Source organism: Hymenobacter sp. FMD4 (genome assembly GCF_058932745.1).
The window spans coordinates 13,900-35,120 of sequence record NZ_JBZYWH010000010.1 but is presented as its reverse complement, the minus strand read 5'-3'; the positions used below and the strand labels follow the sequence as shown (position 1 = coordinate 35,120).

General features: G+C 62.9%; 15 protein-coding genes. 5 read left to right on the top strand and 10 right to left on the bottom strand.

The window, feature by feature from the left end:
• Positions 1 to 535 precede the first annotated feature (535 nt).
• Together AC5FXY_RS11315 and AC5FXY_RS11310 are read left to right on the top strand one after the other, a co-directional pair.
• The gene (locus AC5FXY_RS11315; RefSeq protein WP_493556783.1) at positions 536 to 2,743 is read left to right on the top strand and encodes a M43 family zinc metalloprotease; all 2,208 of its coding nucleotides are present in this window, start codon (positions 536 to 538) and stop codon (positions 2,741 to 2,743) included.
• Positions 2,744 to 2,780: 37 nt separating this feature from the next.
• The gene (locus tag AC5FXY_RS11310) at positions 2,781 to 4,622 is read left to right on the top strand and encodes a hypothetical protein (RefSeq protein ID WP_493556782.1); all 1,842 of its coding nucleotides are present in this window, start codon (positions 2,781 to 2,783) and stop codon (positions 4,620 to 4,622) included.
• Positions 4,623 to 5,015: 393 nt separating this feature from the next.
• On the opposite strand, the gene AC5FXY_RS11305 is transcribed toward AC5FXY_RS11310, so the two are convergent.
• The 6 genes from AC5FXY_RS11305 to AC5FXY_RS11280 form a co-directional block, all read right to left on the bottom strand.
• A complete protein-coding gene (locus tag AC5FXY_RS11305; protein ID WP_493556781.1) occupies positions 5,016 to 5,993 on the bottom strand; it encodes a hypothetical protein in 978 nt (325 codons plus the stop codon).
• 9 nt (positions 5,994 to 6,002) lie between these two features.
• Positions 6,003 to 7,415: an MBOAT family O-acyltransferase gene (locus AC5FXY_RS11300; protein WP_493556780.1), complete on the bottom strand. Its 1,413-nt coding sequence runs from the start codon at positions 7,413 to 7,415 to the stop codon at positions 6,003 to 6,005.
• 637 nt (positions 7,416 to 8,052) lie between these two features.
• Positions 8,053 to 8,181 (bottom strand): hypothetical protein, encoded by a 129-nt coding sequence (locus tag AC5FXY_RS11295; RefSeq protein ID WP_493556779.1) that lies wholly within the window; start codon positions 8,179 to 8,181, stop codon positions 8,053 to 8,055.
• The gene (locus AC5FXY_RS11290; protein WP_493556778.1) at positions 8,174 to 8,488 is read right to left on the bottom strand and encodes a transposase; all 315 of its coding nucleotides are present in this window, start codon (positions 8,486 to 8,488) and stop codon (positions 8,174 to 8,176) included. Before AC5FXY_RS11290 ends, AC5FXY_RS11295 begins: the two co-directional genes overlap by 8 nt.
• A 705-nt stretch (positions 8,489 to 9,193) precedes the next feature.
• Positions 9,194 to 11,482 (bottom strand): pectate lyase family protein, encoded by a 2,289-nt coding sequence (locus tag AC5FXY_RS11285; protein ID WP_493556777.1) that lies wholly within the window; start codon positions 11,480 to 11,482, stop codon positions 9,194 to 9,196.
• 1,132 nt (positions 11,483 to 12,614) lie between these two features.
• Positions 12,615 to 12,791, bottom strand: a complete 177-nt coding sequence (locus AC5FXY_RS11280) for a hypothetical protein (RefSeq protein ID WP_493556776.1) — start codon at positions 12,789 to 12,791, stop codon at positions 12,615 to 12,617.
• Positions 12,792 to 13,474: 683 nt separating this feature from the next.
• Here AC5FXY_RS11280 and AC5FXY_RS11275 point away from each other — a divergent pair.
• Together AC5FXY_RS11275 and AC5FXY_RS11270 are read left to right on the top strand one after the other, a co-directional pair.
• Positions 13,475 to 15,817 (top strand): PAS domain-containing sensor histidine kinase, encoded by a 2,343-nt coding sequence (locus AC5FXY_RS11275; protein ID WP_493556775.1) that lies wholly within the window; start codon positions 13,475 to 13,477, stop codon positions 15,815 to 15,817.
• 62 nt (positions 15,818 to 15,879) lie between these two features.
• Positions 15,880 to 16,302 carry a response regulator gene (locus AC5FXY_RS11270; protein ID WP_493556774.1) on the top strand — a complete coding sequence of 141 codons (423 nt, stop codon included), beginning with the start codon at positions 15,880 to 15,882 and terminating at the stop codon, positions 16,300 to 16,302.
• Between the two features lie 26 nt (positions 16,303 to 16,328).
• On the opposite strand, the gene AC5FXY_RS11265 is transcribed toward AC5FXY_RS11270, so the two are convergent.
• Together AC5FXY_RS11265 and AC5FXY_RS11260 are read right to left on the bottom strand one after the other, a co-directional pair.
• Positions 16,329 to 17,426 carry a PAS domain-containing sensor histidine kinase gene (locus AC5FXY_RS11265; RefSeq protein ID WP_493556773.1) on the bottom strand — a complete coding sequence of 366 codons (1,098 nt, stop codon included), beginning with the start codon at positions 17,424 to 17,426 and terminating at the stop codon, positions 16,329 to 16,331.
• A 222-nt stretch (positions 17,427 to 17,648) separates the two neighbouring features.
• Positions 17,649 to 18,923, bottom strand: a complete 1,275-nt coding sequence (locus tag AC5FXY_RS11260; protein WP_493556772.1) for an RCC1 domain-containing protein — start codon at positions 18,921 to 18,923, stop codon at positions 17,649 to 17,651.
• 255 nt (positions 18,924 to 19,178) lie between these two features.
• On the opposite strand from AC5FXY_RS11260, the gene AC5FXY_RS11255 reads away from it, so the two are divergent.
• Entirely contained in the window at positions 19,179 to 19,370 is a 192-nt protein-coding gene (locus AC5FXY_RS11255) for a hypothetical protein (RefSeq protein WP_493556771.1), read from the top strand.
• Between the two features lie 271 nt (positions 19,371 to 19,641).
• On the opposite strand, the gene AC5FXY_RS11250 is transcribed toward AC5FXY_RS11255, so the two are convergent.
• Entirely contained in the window at positions 19,642 to 20,247 is a 606-nt protein-coding gene (locus AC5FXY_RS11250; protein ID WP_493556770.1) for an OmpA family protein, read from the bottom strand.
• Positions 20,248 to 20,607: 360 nt separating this feature from the next.
• Positions 20,608 to 20,736: a hypothetical protein gene (locus AC5FXY_RS11245; protein ID WP_493556769.1), complete on the bottom strand. Its 129-nt coding sequence runs from the start codon at positions 20,734 to 20,736 to the stop codon at positions 20,608 to 20,610.
• Between the last annotated feature and the right edge of the window lie 485 nt (positions 20,737 to 21,221).

Sequence of the window (21,221 nt, the reverse complement as noted above, 5' to 3'; positions counted from 1 at the left end):
GCAGCCTTTGCGGGCGGCGAAAGGTCGGCGAACTACCCTGGGTTTCGGTCGCACACAACAACACCCCCGGCCTCTAGGCAGGGGTGCTAAGAGAGCGTGATCAGCGCGTGCAAAGCAATGCTAGCGGCCAGCGTCGCCCCGCCAAGGCCGGCATGGCGTAACAAACACTTTTACCCCACTCCATGGTGGAAATATAATGTAAACAGGTGCAGCCGCTAGGGAATTTGAGCTGACAAGCCCTGCTGGCCGCGTGCCGGCGCGGGGAGTCAGCGGCGCAGCTCGGGCCTGGTCTGCAGGCCAGCGTGCAGCCCAACGCGACTGCCTACCTCAGCTCGCTGACAAACCCAGAGACCGGGCTGGCCCGCCGGCGTTTGCAAGCCGTGGGCATGCTGGTGGGCCTATCCTATGGCTTCCCTACGCGCCAGCGGTGAGTCCCTTGCCACCGGTGGGGCCACCTGCTGTGGCCCGGCGTTAACAGCTGCTTTCCGGGTGTACCCGACCCTGCCTTGTTCCCTCACCTTTCTGCTGTACCCCTATGCTCAAACGTGTACTTTCCCTGCGCCGGGCCGTGCTGGCCGGCGCGCTGGTTGCCTGCCTGGCCGCGCCGGGGCGGGCGCAAACCCCGGGTGCCAACGACCCAAACGCCCCCGGCCCCGGGCTTCCCTGCGGGTTTGACCGCGTGCAGCAGGACGAATTCCGCCGCAATCCGGGCGCTGCCCAGCAGTACCAGGACTTCCTGCGCCGGGTAGCCAACATGACGCCTGCCGAGCAAGCGCGCATCGCGGCTCTGCCCGACGTGACGGTACCGGTGGTGGTGCACGTGATCCACACCGGCGGGAGCCACAACATTTCTGACGCCCAGGTGCACGACGCGCTTCGCATCCTGAACGAGGACTTCAGCAAGCGCAACGCCGACACGGCGAGCGTCATTCCGGCGTTCCAGTCCCGCATAGCCAACGTGGGCTTTCAGTTCCGGCTGGCCCAGCGCGACCCCAACGGCAACTGCACCACGGGCATCACCCGCACTTACTCCACCCTGGCCCACGTCGGCGACAACCAGGTGAAAAACCTGATTAAGTGGGACCAGAATCGCTACCTCAACATCTGGGTGTGCGCCACCGTTTTTGGGGGCATAGCCTACGCCTCCCTGCCCTGCACCGGGGGGCCCTTCGACGGCATCGTGATTCGGCACGACTACGTGGGCGGCACGGGCACGGCGGTCCGCACCCCCCGGGCGCAGCACACGCTCGCCCACGAGGTGGCCCACCACTTTGGTGTGCCCCACACCTGGGGGCTCAGCAACACGCCCGGGCTGCCCAGCAACTGCGGAATTGATGACGGCATCGCCGACACGCCCTACACCTCCGGCTCCACGACCGGCTGCAACCTGGCCTTCTCGCCCTGCACCGATGCCAGCAGCCAGCCCATTCTGGCTAACGTGCAGAACATTATGGACTACGCCTCTTGCCCGGCCATGTTCACCACCGGGCAGGGGGCGGTGATGCGCGCTTCGCTGCAGCTGGGCTGCCGCTCCCAGCTCACCACGGCGGCCAACCTGCTGGCCACCGGCACCAACGACGGCTACACCGGCGGCCCCTGCCCGCCGGCAGTGGCCTTTGAGCCCTCCGCCCCGAAAATCTGCGAAGGCGGCTCCGTGACTTTCACCGATTACTCCTACAACGACCAGGCGGGCAGTACGCGCACCTACAGCTGGAGCTTTCCGGGGGGCACCCCCGCCACCTCCACGCTGCCCAACCCGACCGTGACCTACCCTACTCCCGGGCACTACAGCGCGACGCTGACCGTGACGAGCACGCCCGGGGGCAGCACCACCCTCACCCGGGCGCAACTCGTGCAGGTGGCCGGCGCCAACGCGGGCTTGGCCGGGCAGGTAGTCGAGTCGTTCGAGAATGCCGCGTTCCCCAACAACTTCGCGGGCAACGACCTGCGCAACTGGACTTCCACGGCGTCTTCGGCCGCAGCGGCGGGGGCCGCGTGGGTGCGGGCAAATCCGCCCAGCGGCGGCTTGGTCGCCAGCGACGGGGCGGCCTGCGTGTGGGTGCGCAGCAACCTGTTTCCCTTGGGCACCACCACCTGGCTGACCTCGCCCAACATCAACCTGAGCGCCTTCAGCGCGGCCAACCCACCGGTGCTGCGCTTTGACCGGGCCTACGCCCTGCGCCCTGCGCCCGTGGTCGAAAACCTGCAGGTGCAGTTCAGCAACGACTGCGGCCGGACCTGGCTCACCGCTGCCTCTTACACCAGCACGGACCTCAACACCATGGGCACGCTGCGCACCAACACCTTTGTGCCCACCGCCGCGGCTGACTGGCAATCCCTGCAGGTTCCCCTCGACCCCGCCTTCATCGGCCCCTTCTTCCAGCTGCGCTTCCAGCTCACCAGCCAGCAAGGCAACGCCTTATACCTGGACAACGTCCGCCTCGCCCCGGCCAGCGTCACCGGCACCGCCGCGGCCGCTGCCGCGCGCTACGAACTGCGCCTGCTGCCCAATCCCGCCACTGCCGACACGCGGGTGGAGCTGACCCTGCCGGCCGCCGCGACCGTGCAGGTGCACCTGCTCGACCTGCTGGGGCGCCAGGTGCTGGCCTTGCCGGCCACGCGCTTGGGCGCCGGCCGCCAAGCCGTGGCCTTGGCAGGAGCGGCCCACCTGGCGCCAGGCCTTTACCTGGTGCAGGTGTGCACCCAAGGGCAGGCCCTGACCACCAAACTGCTGGTGCGCTGAGCACCGATTCCGCACCCTTAACAACCGAGCACTCTATATGACCTCCTTCTTTACCCCCTTTGGTGGCGCGGCCGCAGCGGCCCGATCCTTTCGTTTCTGGTGTGCGGGCCTGGGGCTGGCCCTGCTGCCGGCGGCTCCGACCCTGGCCCAGGCCCCGGCCTGGGAGCTGGCCCTCAGCGGCAACAACAACCCGCCCGCCACGACCGGCACCTCGGTCACCACAGCCGCGGCCGTGGACGCCCGGGGCAACGTGTTTGTCACGGGCTTCTTCACCGGCACGGTCAGCTTTGGCAACACCCTGCTCACCAACGTGGGCACCGGCACCAGTACCGACGTGTTCGTGGCCAAGTGGGACGCTACAGCCCAGGCCTTTACCTGGGCCACCAGCGCCGGCGGTACGGGCAACGACGATGGGCGGAGTATCGCCGTGAGCGGCACAAACGTCTACGTGACTGGCGTTTTCGCTAGCAACGCGGGGACCAACATTGCCGGGCAGGCGCTGGCCGGGGCGGGGGCTAATGATGCCTTCGTGGCCAAGTACGTGGACACGAGCACCGGCAGCACGCCCGCCACGAGCTCCTTCGCCAACGCCTGGGCCACCAGCGCCGGCGGCACGGGCAACGACGTGGGTCTCGACATTGCCGCGAGCGGCCCGAACGTATTCGTGACCGGCGTCTTTATCAGCAACACAGGCGCGAGCATCGCCGGCCAGTCGCTAGCTGGGGCGGGCCTCCAGGACGCATTCGTGGCCAAGTACGTGGACACGAGCACCGGGAGCACCCCGGCCACGAGCTCCTTCGCTAACGCCTGGGCCACCAGCGCCGGGGGCACGGGCAACGACATCGGCCGGGGTATTGCCGCGAGCGGCACGGGCGTCTACGTGACGGGAGACTTTGCCAGCAACACGGGCGCCAGCATCGCCGGGCGGGCGCTGGCCGGCGAAGGCGGCCAGGACGTATTCGTGGCCAAGTACGTGGACACGAGCACCGGCAGCACTGCGGCCACGAGCTCTTATGCCAACGGCTGGGCTACCAGCGGCGGCGGCACGGGCGTCGACCTGGGCCGGAACATCGCCGTGAGTGCTACGGGCGTATTCGTGACGGGCACCTTTTCCAGCAATACCTTCGCCACCATCGCCGGGCAGCCCCTGGTAGGAGCAGGCAGCGGGGACGCATTCGTGGCCAAGTACGTAGATACGAGCACTGGCAGCACGCCCGCCACGAGCTCCTTCGCTAACGCCTGGGCCACCAGCGCCGGCGGCACGGGCAACGACGCAAGCTCCGACATTGCCGTGAGCGGCACGGGCGTGTACGTGACCGGCGTCTTTATCAGCAATACGGGCGCGAGCATCGCCGGCCAGTCGCTAGCTGGGGCGGGCGGCGGGGACGTGTTCGTGGCCAAGTACGTGGACACGAGCACCGGCAGTACCCCGGCCACGAGCTCCTTCGCTAACGGCTGGGCCACCAGCGCCGGCGGCACGGCCGGTGATGTAGGTCAAGGTATCGCCGTAAGCGGTAGCCGCGTGTACGTTGTGGGCAATGTAGGCCCGCCGGCAACGTTCGGCAGCATCAGCTTCGGGGGCAGCGCGAGCGGCCCCATTAACTTCTTGGCCGCGCTGCCGGCGGCGCCCGTTATGGCCACGGCTAGTGCTCTTAACCAAGACGTAACGCTGTCGCCCAACCCCACGCGGGGCGCGGCCCGGCTCACGGGCGTGGCGCCCCATGCCGCCGTCACGGTACTGGATGCGGTGGGCCGCTCGGTGGCCACGGCCACGGCCGACGCGGCCGGCACGGCCCGGCTGGCGCTGCCCGCCGGGCTAGCCCCGGGCGTGTACCTGGTGCGCAGCGGCACCCAGGTGCGCCGCCTGGTGGTGGAGTAGTACGGCTTGACCATGTGGGGCGTAGGCGCGCGGCCATCGGCGCTTGCGCCGGGGACGAGTTAGGCCACCAACGTGTCGGAATTGAAACCGCTGTCCGCCAGTACCCAGGTTGGCGTGAGCCCGCCGAGCAGCGGCATGGCTGGCGGCGCGTCATGGCACTGACCCGCCGTGTGGCGGCAGCGCACCAAGCGCCCGTGCGCATCACTAGCCCCACGCAGCTTGGTGGTGCGCCCGCACCGTCGTGGGGTATACTAGCATTGGTGCCCGCGGGGTAATTGGAGTAAACACTTCCATGCTGCGCATTGCCTTCGTGGAAAAGAGCGTTAAGAAACCACGTCCCGGCGCACGGCCTGGCATGGACCCTTGGGGATACGCATTCACGTCAGCTACAAACTACTGCGGCGGCGGCGCTAGAGACGCCACCTTGCCGGAAGAATCAGCGGTATCGTTCAGCCAATGCGCCAGCTGCCGGGCCAGGTGCTGGCTCTGCAGCGGCACGCCCCGCTCGTTGAGGTGGGTGGCATCGCGCCAGTAGCGGATATCGGCCGCCAGCTGCTCGACGGGCTGCCGGCCGTAGTTGATGAAGGGCACGCCGGCCCGGCGCAGCACCGAATCCACGATGCCGGCGGAGTGGGGCAGGTGCGGGGGCGTGCGGTAGTACGGGGCCGCAAAGCAGATTAGCCGGACGTGGTGCTGCCGGCACAGGTTCACGAAGTCCTGCAGGTAACGCAGGTGGCCGCGGTTGAGCTGGTACTTCTCCTCGGCCAGCTTGCGGGAGGAGTACAGCGTATTGATGCTGTCCTGCGGCGAGGCGGGCCAGGGCGCAAAGCCCTGCTCGGGCGGGGCACCGCGCAGCTGCTGCAGCTGGGTTTTGGCCAGGCTGAACAGGCGGCCGTTGTGGCGGTACAGCCCGAAGCGGTACTTGATCGGCTCCCAAACGGACAGCTCGTCGCTATACTGCGTGACGAAAGGGGCCTCGCCGTAGTAGTGCTTCAGGTTGCGGATGTCAATCTCAAACGACGGTCGGATGTACTCGTCCAGATCCACGTGCAGCACAATGGTGCGCGGCAGCTTCTGGCGCTCGGCCAGCAGGCTCAGCAGCCCGGTCTGGAAAATCTGGCTGGTGCCCCAGTGCGCAATGCTAAACGAATTCGGGTGGATGCTGTCGGGGTTGATGTTCAGGGCCAGGCGCGAGTTGCCCATCAGCAGCACCTGCGGCTGGGCGGGCCGGGCCAGGTAATTGTTCAGAATGCCGCCTTTCTGCCCGATGCGGATGCGTCCGTAGACCCGGTCCAAGGCCCAGGCCAGGCTTTGGTCGAGCACGATCAGCAGGCTTAGAAAGGCGCCTAGAAACAAGGCTATCTTCTTCATGAGGCCGGCTTAGAATTGGAAGTAGATGAACTGCTCGCCGTACGACACGCCGAAAAGCAGAATCAGCAGGCTGATGCCCAGCGAAAATGCCAGCGGCCGGGCCCAGCCCCGTGCCGGCGAAAAGGCTTCCAGCGTTTGATGGCGCAGAAAGCCGTACTCAAACGCCAGCAACACCAGCAATCCGAGCAGGATGGGCGCGGCCGTGCCCGGCTCTATCTCCAGCGCCACGCCCGGCACCGGCTCAAAGATGTGCTGCACGATGTACAGGGCCTGCTCAAACGAGGTAGCCCGGAAGAACACCCACGTGAGGCAGATCAGGTGAAACGTAATGAAGACGCGCAACGCTTTCATGGGCCAGCTCATGGCGGCATCCAGCCGCACGCCCAGCATCTTCTCCGCGCTCAGGTACAGCCCGTTGAGCGCGCCCCAGACAACGAAGTTCCACGAGGCGCCGTGCCAGAGGCCGCCCAGCAGCATGGTCAGCAGCAGGTTGCGGTAGGTAAACCACTTGCCCAGGCGGCTGCCGCCCAGCGAGATGTAGAGGTAGTCGCGCAGCCAGGTGGAAAGGGAAATGTGCCAGCGCCGCCAGAACTCCGTCACGCTCTTGGCGAAGTAGGGCATGCGGAAGTTTTCCATCAGCCGGAAACCCATCACCTGCGCCGAGCCCAGGGCCATGTCGGAATAGCCGGAGAAGTCGCAATAGATCTGCACCGCGAAAGCGTAGGTGGCCAGCAGCAACGACCAGCTGGAGTGCACCTCGTAGTTGTTGTACACCGAGTTGACGTACTCGGCCAGCACATCGCCCACCACTACTTTCTTGAACAGGCCCCACAGCATGCGCTGCAAGCCCACCACCGCGCTGTCAAAATCAAACTTCTTCTCCTCGTAAAACTGCGGTAGCACGTTCTGCGGCCGTTCGATGGGCCCCGCCACCAGCTGGGGGTAAAACATTACGTAGAGCGCGTACAGGCCCAAGTGGCGCTCGGCGGGGTAATTGCCGCGGTACACTTCTATAGTATAGCCCATGGCCTGAAACGTGTGAAACGACAAACCAATGGGCAGAATCAGCCCCAGGTAGGGCAGCTCATACGTGGTGATGTTCAGGCTGCTGAGCAGCGCTTTTACGTTGTCGGTAAAGAAGTTGTAGTACTTGAACACGGCCAGCACGCCCAAGTTGGCCACGATGCTGAGCACCAGATACTGCTTGCGCCGCTTGCCCTGGGCCTGCTCGATCTGGATGCCGGCCACGTAGTCGATGCCGATGGTGAAGAGCAGAATCAGCAGGTAGACGGGAATGAAGGCGGCGTAGAACACGCAGCTGGCCACCAGCAGGTGCAGCCAGCGGTAACGGTGGGGCAGGGCGAAGTACACCACCGTCACGACGACGAAAAAAACGAGGAATTCAAGCGAGTTGAACAGCATCCCGGGGAGGTTGATCGTGGTAAGCTCCAGGCACGTGGCAGCAAGCGCGCTTGGCCGAAGGCAGGGCGGGCACCGAACGTTAAGCAAGCGACGCGTGCGGAAACGCGTTGCCAGGCCATGCAGCAGAAAGTAGATTGCCCAATAGGGACGGCCCGCTCGCAGTCGGGCTAGGAGCCAGCAGAAGCCGAGGAGGCCGCAAAGCCCTGGGGGCAGACAAAGGGTTGCCTGCGGCACCGCAGGGCCATAACCTGGAAATCCGGTACCCTACATGGAACCGGCCGATCAGCCTCGGCTAAGCAGATTTCTTGGCATTACACCCCTGCGACTTGGATCACAATGGAGTAGGCTTGATGTGTACAGTAAAGCTAACCAGACTGACCTTGATAGCAAGGATTATGTTAATAATTTACTATTTAATTGCACGGGCTTTTGAGGCGCGCACTTTGCCGGGCTTAACCGGGACGGGGACGTCCGGGCCGGTCTTGTTGTAGTGCGTTCTGTTGCTCAGCAGCGCCTGGACGTGTGTGGTTGCCAAGGAGCCTGGCGCGGCTTGCCGCATCGTTTGGCGGGCCGCTTCATTGCGTAACTGGTGCGCCGGAGCGGAGAGCCCCGCGGCATGCGCTGGTGCGGTGGCCGTCTAAGCTGACTGCTTGGGCTGCTGGCTTTGCAGCGCGCCGTTGGCTTTGACTGGCGCCGAGCCGACGGCTTGCGTGTCGCCGGGGACCAGCTCCTGCGCCACGCATAACGCAAAGACGCGGTCAAACAATTGCTCGAAGAGCGCAGGTGAGAAGGGCTGCCGCGAGCGGCTGACGGTGGAGTTTCACGGCCTCATCCAGGCCGTAGCCTAGGAAGCGCAAGATATCCAACCGCAACGCGCAATGCGCCAGCAGGCGCCGGTTGCTGCCCATGTTCTTCAGCCGCCCGGTGTGGCGGTAGAGCTCGGCAGTGGCGTCATAGAGAAAGTCCAGGTCCAGCAGCTCGTCCAAGCACCGGTACAGGTGGTGTTCCGGCACCCGTTCCGAAAGCGGAAACGAAGTAAGAGGTTGCTCCAGGTACTGCTTCTTGCCTTGCATACCTCCTCTACCCAGGACTTCTTATGCGGGGAGCCCCAGTTCTGCAACAGCCACTTTCGTTTTTCTAAACAAGTCATCTGGCATTTAAGCAGCCTCTCCCCTACTCAATCGGCGGCAACAAGGGTGCAGCGTAACAAGCTAGCATTCGTAAGCATGGGGGCTTTCATTGAGTAGACCGGAGCTACTGGAAGTTGCGGCACTCGCCGGCGCATTGTAAAAGCCTCGCGCGTATCAGCCGGCGATACGCGCAAGTGCAGCCCGCGCACCTGCACCCCCGCCAGCTACTGCAGCTCGCCGGGGGTGCAGCCGGTATTGGAACAGGATAGGTGGGCCCTCGTCAGGCGGAACCGCCGCCGCTGGATTTGTCGGCGGAGCAGCCCACCTGGCAGCCGCACATTTATCGGCCGCCTAGCCACGCTGCTGGCAACCCAAACCCAGATACGCCTCGTGCTGGACTACGTGGGGGACGACGAAGCCATGATGGCCAAGCTCATGAAGATTACCCCTCCGGTGCTGATCAGCTTCGAAACCAAGAGTAAGGTGGACGACAACTTAGGCGAACAGCCCCTTAAACACATTGCCCGTCTTCGGCCTAGCTTCCTTCAACCAGGCTTACGGGACCAGCCTGGTTTGCTGGCGGCACCCCCTGGAAATAGAAAAGCCCTGCTACCGGGTGGTGCAGGGCTTTTCTGGCAGCGAACTTCCTTAGCGCAGTTCCATTCTCAGGCTGTGCTTGCGGGTTTGGGTGCTTACCACGACCGTGTAGATGCCCGGCTTCAAGCCCGCGACACGAACGCTCACGGCCTGAGCGCCACTCGGGTATAGGTTGTCGGCGAGGGTGCGCACGCAGACCCCCATGGAATTGTGGATGCGAATGGACACCCGGCTTTTCTCGGGCAAGGCAAACGCTACGACCGCCTGGTCGGTGGTCGGGTTGGGATAGAGCTGGGCGGTGAAGGCCTCGGTCTTCCTTTCGACTGCCGGCGCGGCTTGGGCCTGCGTTGCGGAAGCCGCTGCGCGGCTGCTCGTGCACGCGGCGGCGGCCGGGCTGTTGCCCGTTACCTCCAGCCAATCGATGTTGGCAAATTCCGCGGCCACCGTGGTTTCGAGCCGCAGCGCGCTGATGCCGGCTGGCAGGCTAACCGTGGCCGTGGTGGTGGTCCAGGTTGACCAGGAACTGGTTTTGGGAAACGGCACGCTGGCCACGGCCGCAGCGCCGTTCACCAGCACCCGCGCCGTGGTGGCGCTGCTGCTGCCGCCGTTGGCGTAGCGGAAGCGCAGCGTGTACGTCCCCGCGGCCGGTACGCTCACCTTCCAGTTGATTCCTTGGCCGGACGAGTTGGACAGGTTGATGTAGTAGCCGTTGTCGGCCCCGGTGTAGGAGTTCTGGCGCGACCCGTTGGCGCCGCAGTAGCCGCTGGTGGCCGTAGCGGCATCCTCGATGCGCAGCGTGGTGGTGCCGCCCGCCCCGGAGGCCGTGAAGTTGGCCGTCAGGGTTTTGTTGGCATCCATGGTCACGGAAGTGTTGGCGGTAGTGGCTGTCGAGGCCCCGCTCCAGCCCGTGAAGGTATAGCCACTGGCCGGCGTGGCCGAAGCCGACACTACCGTGCCGGCCGCGTACGTGCCGCCGGCCGGGCTTAGCACCACGCTGCCGCCCACCGCTGGGTTGCTGCTTACGGTCAGGGTGTAGCTGCTGGCCGGATTCTGGGTAAAGGTGGCCGTTACGGTTGTATTGGCATTCATCGTCACGCTGGTGGTTGCGTTGCTGCCGCTGGCATCGCCGCCCCAGCCACCAAAGGAGTAGCCGCTGGCCGGCGTGGCCGTAAGCGTGACCACCGTGCCGGCCGCGTAGCTGGCCGCGTTCGGGCTCCGCGTGATGGTGCCGCCCGCCGTGGGGCTGGCCGTGGTGGTGAGCGTGTAGCTGGCGGGCGTGGTGGTGCCGCAGCAGCCGCCGGGGCTGCTCAGCGAGGCGCCGGCCCCGCACGTGGAGCTGGTGACCTGGGCCTTCACATCGGCCGCCGGTGTCACCGCTAACGCATAAGGGGGAGTAAAAGCCGTGCCGCTGCCCGCCGTGTTGCCGGTCGTGCCGATGAAGATGTTGTTGAGCGAGGAAACGGCCGTGAAGTTGTTCTCGAACAGGTCGATGGGCTTGTTGACGTTTTCAAAGTAGTTGCTCTCCACCCGCAGGTTGGCTTCGTAGCCGGCGCGGATGCAGTGGTTGTTGCCCGCCGAGCTGAAGTAGTTGTTTACCAGGTGCACCTGGCCGAACCGGACCCGCGGCATCCGCTCCCGGCAGCCCTGCGCCCACCAGCAGTTCTGCATTGTGATGCGCAGCTTGCCCCGGTCGGTGGTGGCGCCGTCGCTGGAGCCGAACAGGTTGGAAAACCGGTGGTCGGCGGCCCCGCCGGAACCGCCGGCGATGGGGGGCTTCAGGTACACAAAGCGGCACCAGGTAATGGAGATGTAGTCGGCCTGCGTCTTGACGTCGAGGTTGCCGTCCATGCCATCCTGAAAGTCGCAGTGGTCCACCCAGACGTTGGTGCTTTGCTCAATCGTCAGGTTGTCGTGGCCGCCCGTGTCGTAGGCGCCGGGGCCTTCAAACGTGATGTTTTGCAGAATGATGTTGCTGCACCGCTTCATGTACAGGATGCCCGAGCCGGCGGCCGACAGGTCGGTGGACACCAGGCGGGAGCCGGGCAGGCCGTAGATGGTTTTGGCCGTCTGGTCCTGCAACGTGAGGCGACCCGCCGCGGGTAACACGATGCTGCCGGAGATGTGAATCACCTTGACCGTGGCCGAAGCCACTGCGTTTTTAAGGTCGGTGTAATTGCTGACCACGGTGGGCGTGGCCGAGCCCCCGCCGGTGGTGCCGCCGTTTTGCGTGGCCCAGCCCACCACGCCGCACGTGGGCGAGGTTTGGGCCGCTGCTTGAAACCCGAACAGCAGCAACAGCAGCTGCAAGCGGGCCAAAAGAGGTAAAAGATTTACGTTCATAGGGTTTGGTGGTTGTGGGTGATAGAGGTGGTTGAAAAAAGGGCGTGGTACTGTAAAAGCACGGGACGCGCGGGGCCGCAGGTCCTGGTCAGGAGGCGGGTTGATCAGCCGGAAGCCGCTCCACTGAACGACTTGTGGAAGGCGGCTTGCTGCTTCGCCCTCCTTCCTGCCGGGCGCAACGGACGGCCGTAGGGTAGTCGTGAAAATGCCGGCATTCGCTGCCGTCCGTTTGGGTTCCTCAGAAACCAGCTAGTCGCCAAGGGAAAGTGGTGGCCGATGCGGCCCCTAATCTGCGGCGATGGCCTTAAGCTTGGTAGCACCCTTCCTGCCTCAGAACTGCGGCCTGGACGCACGCGCCTGGCCAGTCGGGGCCGTTGTTGGCTCCGGGGTAGCATGGGGCGAAGCAAAAGGAGGCGGATACCGGCGGGGAAGGTTTCTGGTAGCGCATTTCGCCGGTGGTTGATCAAAGAAGCCTGCCGCTGCTCCGGTGGGGAGCAGTCAAGATACCAGCAGGAAAGCAGCCGGCCGGGCTAGGGTGTCCGGCTGGCCGGCGGTTCTAGGTGGCGCGATGGCGGCGGTGCAAGAAGCTGCCCTTCGGGGGGGCAGGAGCGTTGCTTTCATGGCTTGGTGGGAATCGGTGAGGGGAAGTAGCAGTGCGTATGCGGGTAATTGTACTTCTAAATCAGCATCCCATCTGTAGCGGATGAATGCAGAGTTACTCGACTGACCGCCTCACCGACTGAGGCCGTCATCAAACTCGGAACAGGGCGAGGCAGCACGGTGACCCCACGGCTGGTCGGCCATGCTGCCTCGCCCGCAAAAAATCCTGTGCTTTGTTACGATTGTATCAATGATTGTAACGGGTTGCTGGAAACTTTGGAATGGCGACCCGAACATATATTTGCGCAATCGATGCCGGGAACGTTTGCAGTGGCCGCTACAGTCACTTGCCCCAAGTCTGCCCACTTGCGCCAGGATTCCTGCTTGGCGTAGGTTTCGGAGCCATGCGAGGCCTTTTCCGTGGGCGTGGCCCGATCCAGGCGCTTGGCGTGGCGGGTGGAGTGAGCCACCCCGCGAAACAGCGTGGCCTAAAAGTCCTTCCTAATGTGAAAGTTGCCGGCCTCGGGCACGGTCATGGTGTCCGTGCTGGTGCGGTAGTGCGGCTCGCTGCCGGCGTACTCGATGGGGGGCCACCGGCGTAGCCGGCCCCAGCCTGCTTGGCCGCCTGTCGGGGCGTATGCTCGCCGCTGGTTTGTTCGGGCAGCTGCCGCTGCCACTCCACCCCATCAATCCAGGCGATATTGAACACAGTGAAGTACCCCGGATGGGCATTTTCGTTTCCTTGCCCAGCACGTCCTCCTTCTTCAACACTTTAATGACACTTCCGGCATGCCCCTCTCCTACACCTGCCCGTCCAACTATTTGGCGTGGTTCTAGGTCAGGTACAGAGCTGCTGGGAAGGAAGCAAGCCCAGCAGCTGGGCGTAAATGCCTTGCTACACGTGCAGGCTGCGGTAATTGCGGGGCGCAAGGTGGGTGGCGTTGCAGCTTTGCTTCCAGGTCATGCCCCGATTTTCAAAACCGTATTAATCCCGTTAGTGATGAACTTATACTTGTGGGCGCAGTGGGAGAGGCAGCTTGCTAGCTATACGATTAAAGAGTGAGCAAATGCGCGTTAAGAGGCGCAGTCAGCATGGGCAACGGGACCTGATTCCTGGGCCTGTCGCCACCAGTAAGCCATTGCTTACACCAAAGCCTGGACGACGCTTAACCTGATTTTACCGGATAGCCTGGCAGCGGCACCCAGGCGGAAGAAGCAAACCCTTTAGTGGCGGGTACCGGTGAAGAACACGTGGGCTGGCACGCTCTACTACCGAAAGCAAGGCCGCCGAGCTAGCCGGATGGTCACCTGATTGCGTATGGTCATCCTGCGTACTGCTTACATAGGTAGCTACTCAGTCAGCGCTACTGCTCTTCTTTCGCCGCTGTTTACATGGATTCCGCACCTGCTTCGTCTGATGCTTTCTCCTTTCCCGATAGTCTGCTGCACGACCTGCTGGCCATCTCGCTGACGGCCGTCAATGTGCTGCGTCCGCTCTACGGGCCCCGCGGCGAGTTAGTGGATTTTGCTATCGAATACCTCAACCCCACCGGCCAGCGCCTGACCGGTCTTGTGGAGCGGCCGGGCGGTACGCTCCTCACCCGCTTCCCACCCGCCGCCGCGGCAGCTATCTTCAGCTACTACAGGCGGGTGTATGAGGCCGGGGAAGCGGGCTGCTACAAAGTCAACTACCGGGCTGACGGCCTCGACAACTACTTACGCCTTGCAGCCCGTCGTAGCGGCGACCGGCTCGTCGTCAGCTTCACCGACACGAGCGACCAGGACCGCAACCCCGTGCAGCAAGCAAGCCAACGGGCCCTGCTCTACCAGATATTTGAAGAAACCCCCGCCGCCATCTGCATTCAGCGCGGCCCGGAACACCGCTACGAATATGCCAACGCGGCGTATCAGGCCTTCTTCCCCGGCCGGGAGCTTCTCGGTCGAACGGTAGCAGAGGCCTTGCCCGAAACCGTGGACAGCGGCGTAGTTGCACTGCTCGACCGCGTGTATGCGACGGGCGAAACTTACTACGGAGAAGAGTTGCCGCTGCTCATTGCCCAGCCCGACGGCCGGCCGCCCAAGCAGATGTATTTCACCTTCACGTACCAAGCCGTGCGGGAGAACGGCGAGATTGTGGGCATCTCCACCTTCGCCTACGACGTGGCCAACCAAGTCCTGGCCCGGCGGCAGCGGGAAGTGCAGCAGCAGCAGCTAAGCGACTTGTTCATGCAGGCTCCGGCGCCCATCGTGATTCTGGACGGCCCCGATCTGGTGTTTCAGCTAGTCAACCCGGCCTACCAACGCATCTTTCCGGGTCGCGAGCTGCTGGGCAAGCCGCTGCGCAAGGCGTTGCCGGAAGTCGTGGGCACTTTTATCGACGACGTGCTGCAGCACGTGTACCGCACGGGCGAAACGCAGGTATTTCAGGAATTGCCTTTGCAGCTGGCGCGCCGCGAAGGCGGCCCGCTGGAGGAAATCTTTTGGACCTTCACCTACCAGGCCCGGCGCAACGCCGACAGTGAGGTGGACGGCATTCTGGTTTTCGCCCACGAAGTCACGGACCAGGTGCAAGCCCGGCGCGTGGTGGAGCGCAGCGAACGGTACCTGCGCCAGATGGCCGACAACGTGCCCGCCATGATCTGGCTTACCGATATCCAGGGGCAGTGCACGTACCTCAACCGGCAGTGGTTTCAGTACACGGGCCAAACGGAAGCCGGTGGGCTGGGCGCAGGGTGGCTGGCCGCCGTGCACCCCGACGAGCAGGAGGCTACGCGAGCCGCCTTTTTCGACGCGAGCAGCCGGCATACCGCCTTCAACCTCGTTTTCCGCCTGCGTCGCCACGACGGCCGCTACCGTTGGGTGATTGATGCCGGCCTGCCGCGCTTTAACCACCGCGGCGAGTTCGAAGGGTTCGTAGGCACAGTGTTCGACATCCACGAGCAGAAGCAGGGCGAGCAGGCCCTGCGGCGGCTGACCATCAAGCTGCGCACGGCCCGGGACGAAGCCCAGGCGCTGAACGCGGAGCTGCAGGCGGCCAATGAGCAGCTGGTGCGCACGAACGTGGACCTGGACAACTTCATCTACACCGCTTCGCACGACCTGAAGGCGCCCATCACCAACATCGAGGGCCTGCTGCACATGATGCAGGGCGAGTTGACCGCCGAGGAGGCGCTACGCTTGAAGTTGGAACCGCTGCTGACGATGATGCAGGAATCGGTGGCGCGGTTCCTGCGCACCCTCGAGCACCTGAGCGACGTGACCAAGCTCCAGAAAGAGCACGACCAATCCGCCACAGACGTGCCGTTGGGGGCCGTAGTGGAAGACGTGTGCCAGGACCTGCAGCCCCTCATCGACGAAATTGGGGCACAGCTGGAGGTGGACATCGGCGCCTGCCCCAGCGTGCCGTTTTCGCACAAGAACCTGCGCTCGGTGGTGTATAACCTGCTCAGCAACGCCCTCAAGTACCACCACCCCGACCGCACGCCCCGCGTGCGCATCGGCTGTCGGGTGGAAGGGAATTGGGTTGTGCTCAGCGTGCAGGACAACGGGTTGGGCATTGAGGAAAGCCGGCACCACGACCTCTTTACTATGTTCCGGCGGTTCCACAACCACGTGGAGGGTTCCGGCATCGGGCTGTACATGGTTAAGCGCAGCGTAGAGAACCAGGGCGGGCGCATCGTGGTGGAAAGCCAGCCCGGCGTCGGCTCCACGTTCTCCGTTTACTTCCGCCGCTGAGGTACGTATACCCGCTTGGCGCGCCCGTCGTCGCGGTGCTGACGCGCGGCCGCTTTTCATCAATGGAAAAATTGCAAAGCGTATTGCTGGTGGACGATGACAAGACCGCCAATTTTCTCAACCAGTCCCTGCTGACCCGGCTCGGGGTAGCCGAGCAGATCCTCGTAGCCCTGGATGGTCAGCAGGCGCTGGACCAGGTGCTGGAGCATTGCGCCGTGGCTACGCCCGCGTGCCCGGCGCTGATCCTACTGGACGTGAACATGCCCGGAATGAACGGCATCGAGTTCCTGCAGGCTTACCGGCAGCTCGCACTGGTGCAGCGGCAGGCCACAGTTATCGTTATGCTCACCTCCTCCCTACACCCGCGCGACGTAGCACGCGTGCAGGACTTGCAGGTTGACGGTTTCCTGAACAAACCCCTGACCGTTGATAAGGTCAACGAAGTGCTGCGCACTCACTTTGACCGCCAGCTACCCGCGGTATAACGAGCGGGGATTGGCTGTCGAGGGCTCTACATGAGTGAGGCCGCAGCCACCGGAATCGTGATGAGGAATGTTGTACCCTTTCCTTCGGCACTCTCGAAGGTGATGGCTCCCTCGTGCAGCTCCACAATGGTCTTGATAATGGACATGCCCAGGCCGGTAGTCCGCTCCCCGCGCAGTCCCGGACGACGAGCCTTGGTGAACTTCTCAAACAACCCCGCTTGCAGGGGCAGCGGAATGCCCACGCCGGTGTCGGCCACTTTCACCAGCGCCCGATCGGCACGACAGGCCACCCCCACCGTTATGGTCCCGCCGTCCGGGGTGAACTTGATAGCATTGCTGATCAGGTTGTTGACGGCTTGGTGAAACTTGTTTTGATCCATCTCCACGTACACCGGCGCCTGCTCAGCTTCGAACACGAAGCGCTTGGCCAGCTTGGATTCCGCCGCTTGGTACTGCTCCATCAGCTGGCTCATTTTTTCCACCAGGTCTACCCGCTCGCGCTTGAGCACCACGTTCACGGAGTCCATAAACTCGTGGTCCACAAAGTCGCGGATCAGATTCACGCTGTCGCGGCACAAGTCGCGCATGTGTTCGATCATTAGGGTTAATTGCCCGTTCTGCAGCGGGGCTACCGTCTCGTGGAAGTAGTTGCTCATCTGCTCCAGCGTGGTGAACGGTCCGGCCAAATCGTGGGATAGGATTTCCAGCGTCGTGTTTTTCTTGGAGTTGTACTTGTCGGCATGCCAGAGCATGATCTTAGTGGCCGTTACGTCCTCGACCAAGCCCCCAAACTGGGCAGTACCGTCGGCGCCCAGCAGGCGGTGCGGGGTGATGCACAGGTGCTGGTCCTCGCCCGGTGCCCACTGCAGGCGCAACTCAAAGGGTTCCTGCAGACGGCCCTGTTGCCAGCGCTGCCAGCAGTCGGCGGCGTGGTTCCAATCGTCGGGATGAATCCGCCGCAGCAAGCCGGGCAGCTCCTCGTTTACCCGCGCGCACTGTCCCTGCAGCACCCGCTCGTACGCCGGGCTGACGTAGCTTACGTGGCCTGCCGCCGTGTCGTAGACGAAGAAAACCTGGGGGGCGTCTTGTAAGAAGCTTTCGAAAAAAGCGGAAGGGTGGGACATGTTAAGCTTGACTATGCTAAAGAAAAGATAGAGATAGGGGTTGGGTTATGGGCATTACGCTGCACCAAGCTTCCCCGTCGTGTGCTTAGCTCGCGGGTGCTGCCGGGAGCAGCAGGAACCCGAAAATCGGATGACTACACCCGGCGGGCGCACCGGCAAGGATGCCTTCGTCTCTCCTACCTGCCAACTACGGGCCTGAATGTTTGCGGCTAATGTTGCGGGCTATTTGCCGCTTAAAGTGGGAATTAGCTTAGGAACAGGACTTTTTCCTGGAAAGCCCAGTTCTCCCGCCGTATTATCGCCCCAGCTCCAATACGTGCCGTCCGTGCGCATGCCCAACGAATGGGTTGTCCCAGCCGCGACGTATTGCCAGGTTTTTGCGACGCCGATTTGCACCGGCCTCGGCCGTTCGGTGCTGGTGCCGTCGCCCAGCTGACCCTGCTCGTTGGCGCCCCACGCCCACAGGGTTCCGTCCGCGGCAACGGCGAGGGAATGCACTTGCCCAGCCGCCACGTCCTGCCATTTTTTGTCCGCACCGATTTGCACGGGCGGGCGGCTTCCTTCCCCGGATCCATCCCCGACTTGGTGGTGGCGGTTGAGGCCCCAGGCCCACAGGGAGCCATCGGTGCGTAGCCCCAGCACGTGGCCCCCCCCGACACTTACGTAGCGCCAGGTGGCTCCGGTACCGACCTGCACGGGAGTGCTGCGGCCAGCGGTGTAGCCGTCCCCTAACTGGCCGTAGCGGTTGTCCCCCCAAGCCCAAAGCGTGCCGTCGGCCTTGATGGCCATGCCCTGGTCATCACCGGCCGCTACCTCCACCCAGTTCGTCGCCGCGCCTACCTGCCGCGGGGAGGTGCGGTAAGCCGGTTTGCGCGCTTCCGGGCCCTGGCCGGTCTCCCCGAAACGGAGGCCTTTTTCCTCACGGTCCTGGGTGTTCTTGGCATCAACGGCTGGGTCCCCTAGCTGGCCCTTCCGATTGTCGCCCCAACTCCACAGGGTGCCGTCGAGGCGCACGGCCAGCGAGTGCCCGCTGCCCGCGGCTACGGCGCGCCAGGTAGTGGCCGTCCCAATCTGCACGGGCGTGGTGCGGCTTTCGGTGGTGCCGTCGCCCAACTGGCCTTTACTATTCTGTCCCCAGGCCCAAAGGGTGCCGTCAGCCTTGATGGCCAAGGTATGGGCATTCCCGGCGGCCAGTGCTTTCCACGTGGTGCCGGTGCCGATCTGAGCGGGCAGCGGGCGCTCGGTGCTGGCATCTGCCCCCCATGCGGTAAATCCCTCGGTATCGCCCCAGGCCCAAAGGGTGCCGTCGGCCTTGATGGCCCCCGAATGGGCCATGCCCACGGCTAAGCCCTGGCCCAGGACGGCAGCGGGGCACCCCAACAGCAAAATCAACAGCCAAGCCGCTGCGAGGCCTGGAGGAAGCCAAAAGGTGCCGGGGCAAAGCTGCTTAGCTAGTTGGCCTTCCGGTCGGGTTTGCTGAAATAGGAAATTACTCATTAAACGAAAGCTTTTTGGGGTTTACGCGCAGCCCTGGTGCCCCGCCGGCTACTTAGCAAGACCTAAGTGCACAGGGATGAACCAGCTTGATGCATCAGCAAAAGGGGCAAGTTAATTAACCCGCAGCAGTGAAAATAGCGCATACCGGGCCCGAGTGCTCAGTACCTTCATTGCTATTAAGCCGCTTGATTCCTGCTTGAACTTGCCACCACTTCTTCTCGGGCATGGATAAACAACCTTAGATGAACTGCCCATATGAGCCTTAAGGAGGCCCGCTGGCTGGGCGCAGGTGAGATCAAAAAGACAGAGTTTCTAGACCATACCCCCGCTAAATCAAGTGAAGCAAACGCCGCCAAAACCAGAAGTTTTAAGCAATTGATAACCGAAACCTTGTCAATTGCCTGGCGCTTGGCTTCGCAAGCATCCGTGTTTATGCGAACAGAATAAGAGAAGCTCAGTATTTATTATAATTTTTGAAGAAGTACCATTCTATTTTACAAGTACAAATCTATTACTGCTAAGGACGATGAAGGGTAAAGAATATGCATACGCCTGCGGGCACTTATTGAGCGTTCTGCACCTGTTACTTCCGTTGCATTAGCTTGTGAGCATAACCGAGATATTACAATTTACTACCGGATTTGCACCAAGCTTTATTAAACAAAAAAAGCTCGACCAACTTAGCCGAGCTCTGAAGTTTTGCCGTCTAAATGCGTGCCTATTGGTTTCGCACCACAATCTCTACGCGGCGGTTTTGCTGCCGGCCTTGTGCCGTGGCGTTTGAGGCCGCAGGAGCCTGTTCGCCCATAGGCTCGACGCTGACGCGACCGGCGTTGATTTTGCCGTTCTGCACCAGCCAGTTCTTGACGGCCTCGGCGCGTTGCTCGCTCAGCTGCAGGTTGAAGTCCTTGGAGCCGCGCGCGTCGGCAAAGCCCATTACACGCACCTGCTTGTCGGCGAAGCGCTGGCCGATGGACCCGCTAATCTGCTCCAGGGTAGACTTGGCCGTGGGCTTGAGCGTGCTCTTGCCGGTGTCAAAGAAGAGGGCTTCGTCCACCGTGTACACGCTGTAGCGGTCGTTGCCGCGGACGGTCACGTCTTTGGACGTGATTTCGTCGTAGCGCACGTCCGGCAGGTCTAGGTCAATGTCCCAGCGGTCGGCCGCGGCGCCCGCGGCGTCAGCGGCGGTCTGCCCGTCGCGGTAGACAACGGCCGTGTCCTGGGTTGCTTCCTGGGGTTCATCTTTGGCTTGGGGCTTGTTGAGCCCGTCGCAGCTGGCGAGCAAGGCGGCGCCGGCCAGCAGGGAGAGAAAACGATGATGCATATAGTGGTAAGAAAGAGGGGAAATCACCTCGATACGCAGCGCCAGGGTAAGGGTTTGCCATGGGACAACGCTGCCAGCGGGTTAGCTGCAATTTTTGAGCTTTAGTTAGTGCAATTCCCTGGAGCTGAGCATGCGGATAAAGCTCTGGCCTTTCCTCTTTGCTAGTGCCGCTTCCCGGTCTGCAGGCACGCCATGCCGCGACTGGGGTGTATTACAAGCCGCTTTTGCGTACAATAAGGCTAAGCTCGGCAGCAACATCTCGCCCCCTGGCCGGAGTACGACTGTTGCCCTCTTTAACTGCTCCGCTTGGCTTACGCCAGCTTACCAGAGGCAGGTAGTGCGCAATATTCCTGGCCACTTTCAACCATGCCCACAGTGAGGGGAATGTTCGATGGTGCCGCCCACGCTCAGCAAGCCGCCCAGCAACTGCAGGCGGTCGACTTTAAACAGGATGATGTAGTTGTCGCCTAGGGCCAGGCCGGTCCCCAATAAGCGCGGCGGCCAGTGGCTGATTATTAGTGGCCGGTGAAGCTTACCGTCGAAAAAATCGGCGAAATAGCCACACGGGTATTCCTACCACCAGCCCGCCGACTACGACGCCGGCCCAAAAGCCGGCTTCCAGCAGGTCACCGGCCAGTTCGCATCCCGACAGGGGAAGCAGTAAGACGATCAATAAGACCGGTAACCACAGGGAACGATGTTGCATGCCGGTACAGGTGAAGAGTTAGCGCTATCTACTATGACAACGGCGGGTTTCGAGCATACTGCTTCATCATCCAAAAGGTTGGCTGCCGGCATCCTGATAACCCTTGCTCGTGATTTAACATACGGCATGTTGATCCTAATGGTCAATTCGGTTGACCAACAAGGTAAGGGGTGCTAAGCAGCAACCCCGCGGGACGCACTCCGGCGCGGATACTGCCTGGTGATTATTGTATTCAAGAAAACGTAGCCTGCCGGACTTCAAAGCGAAC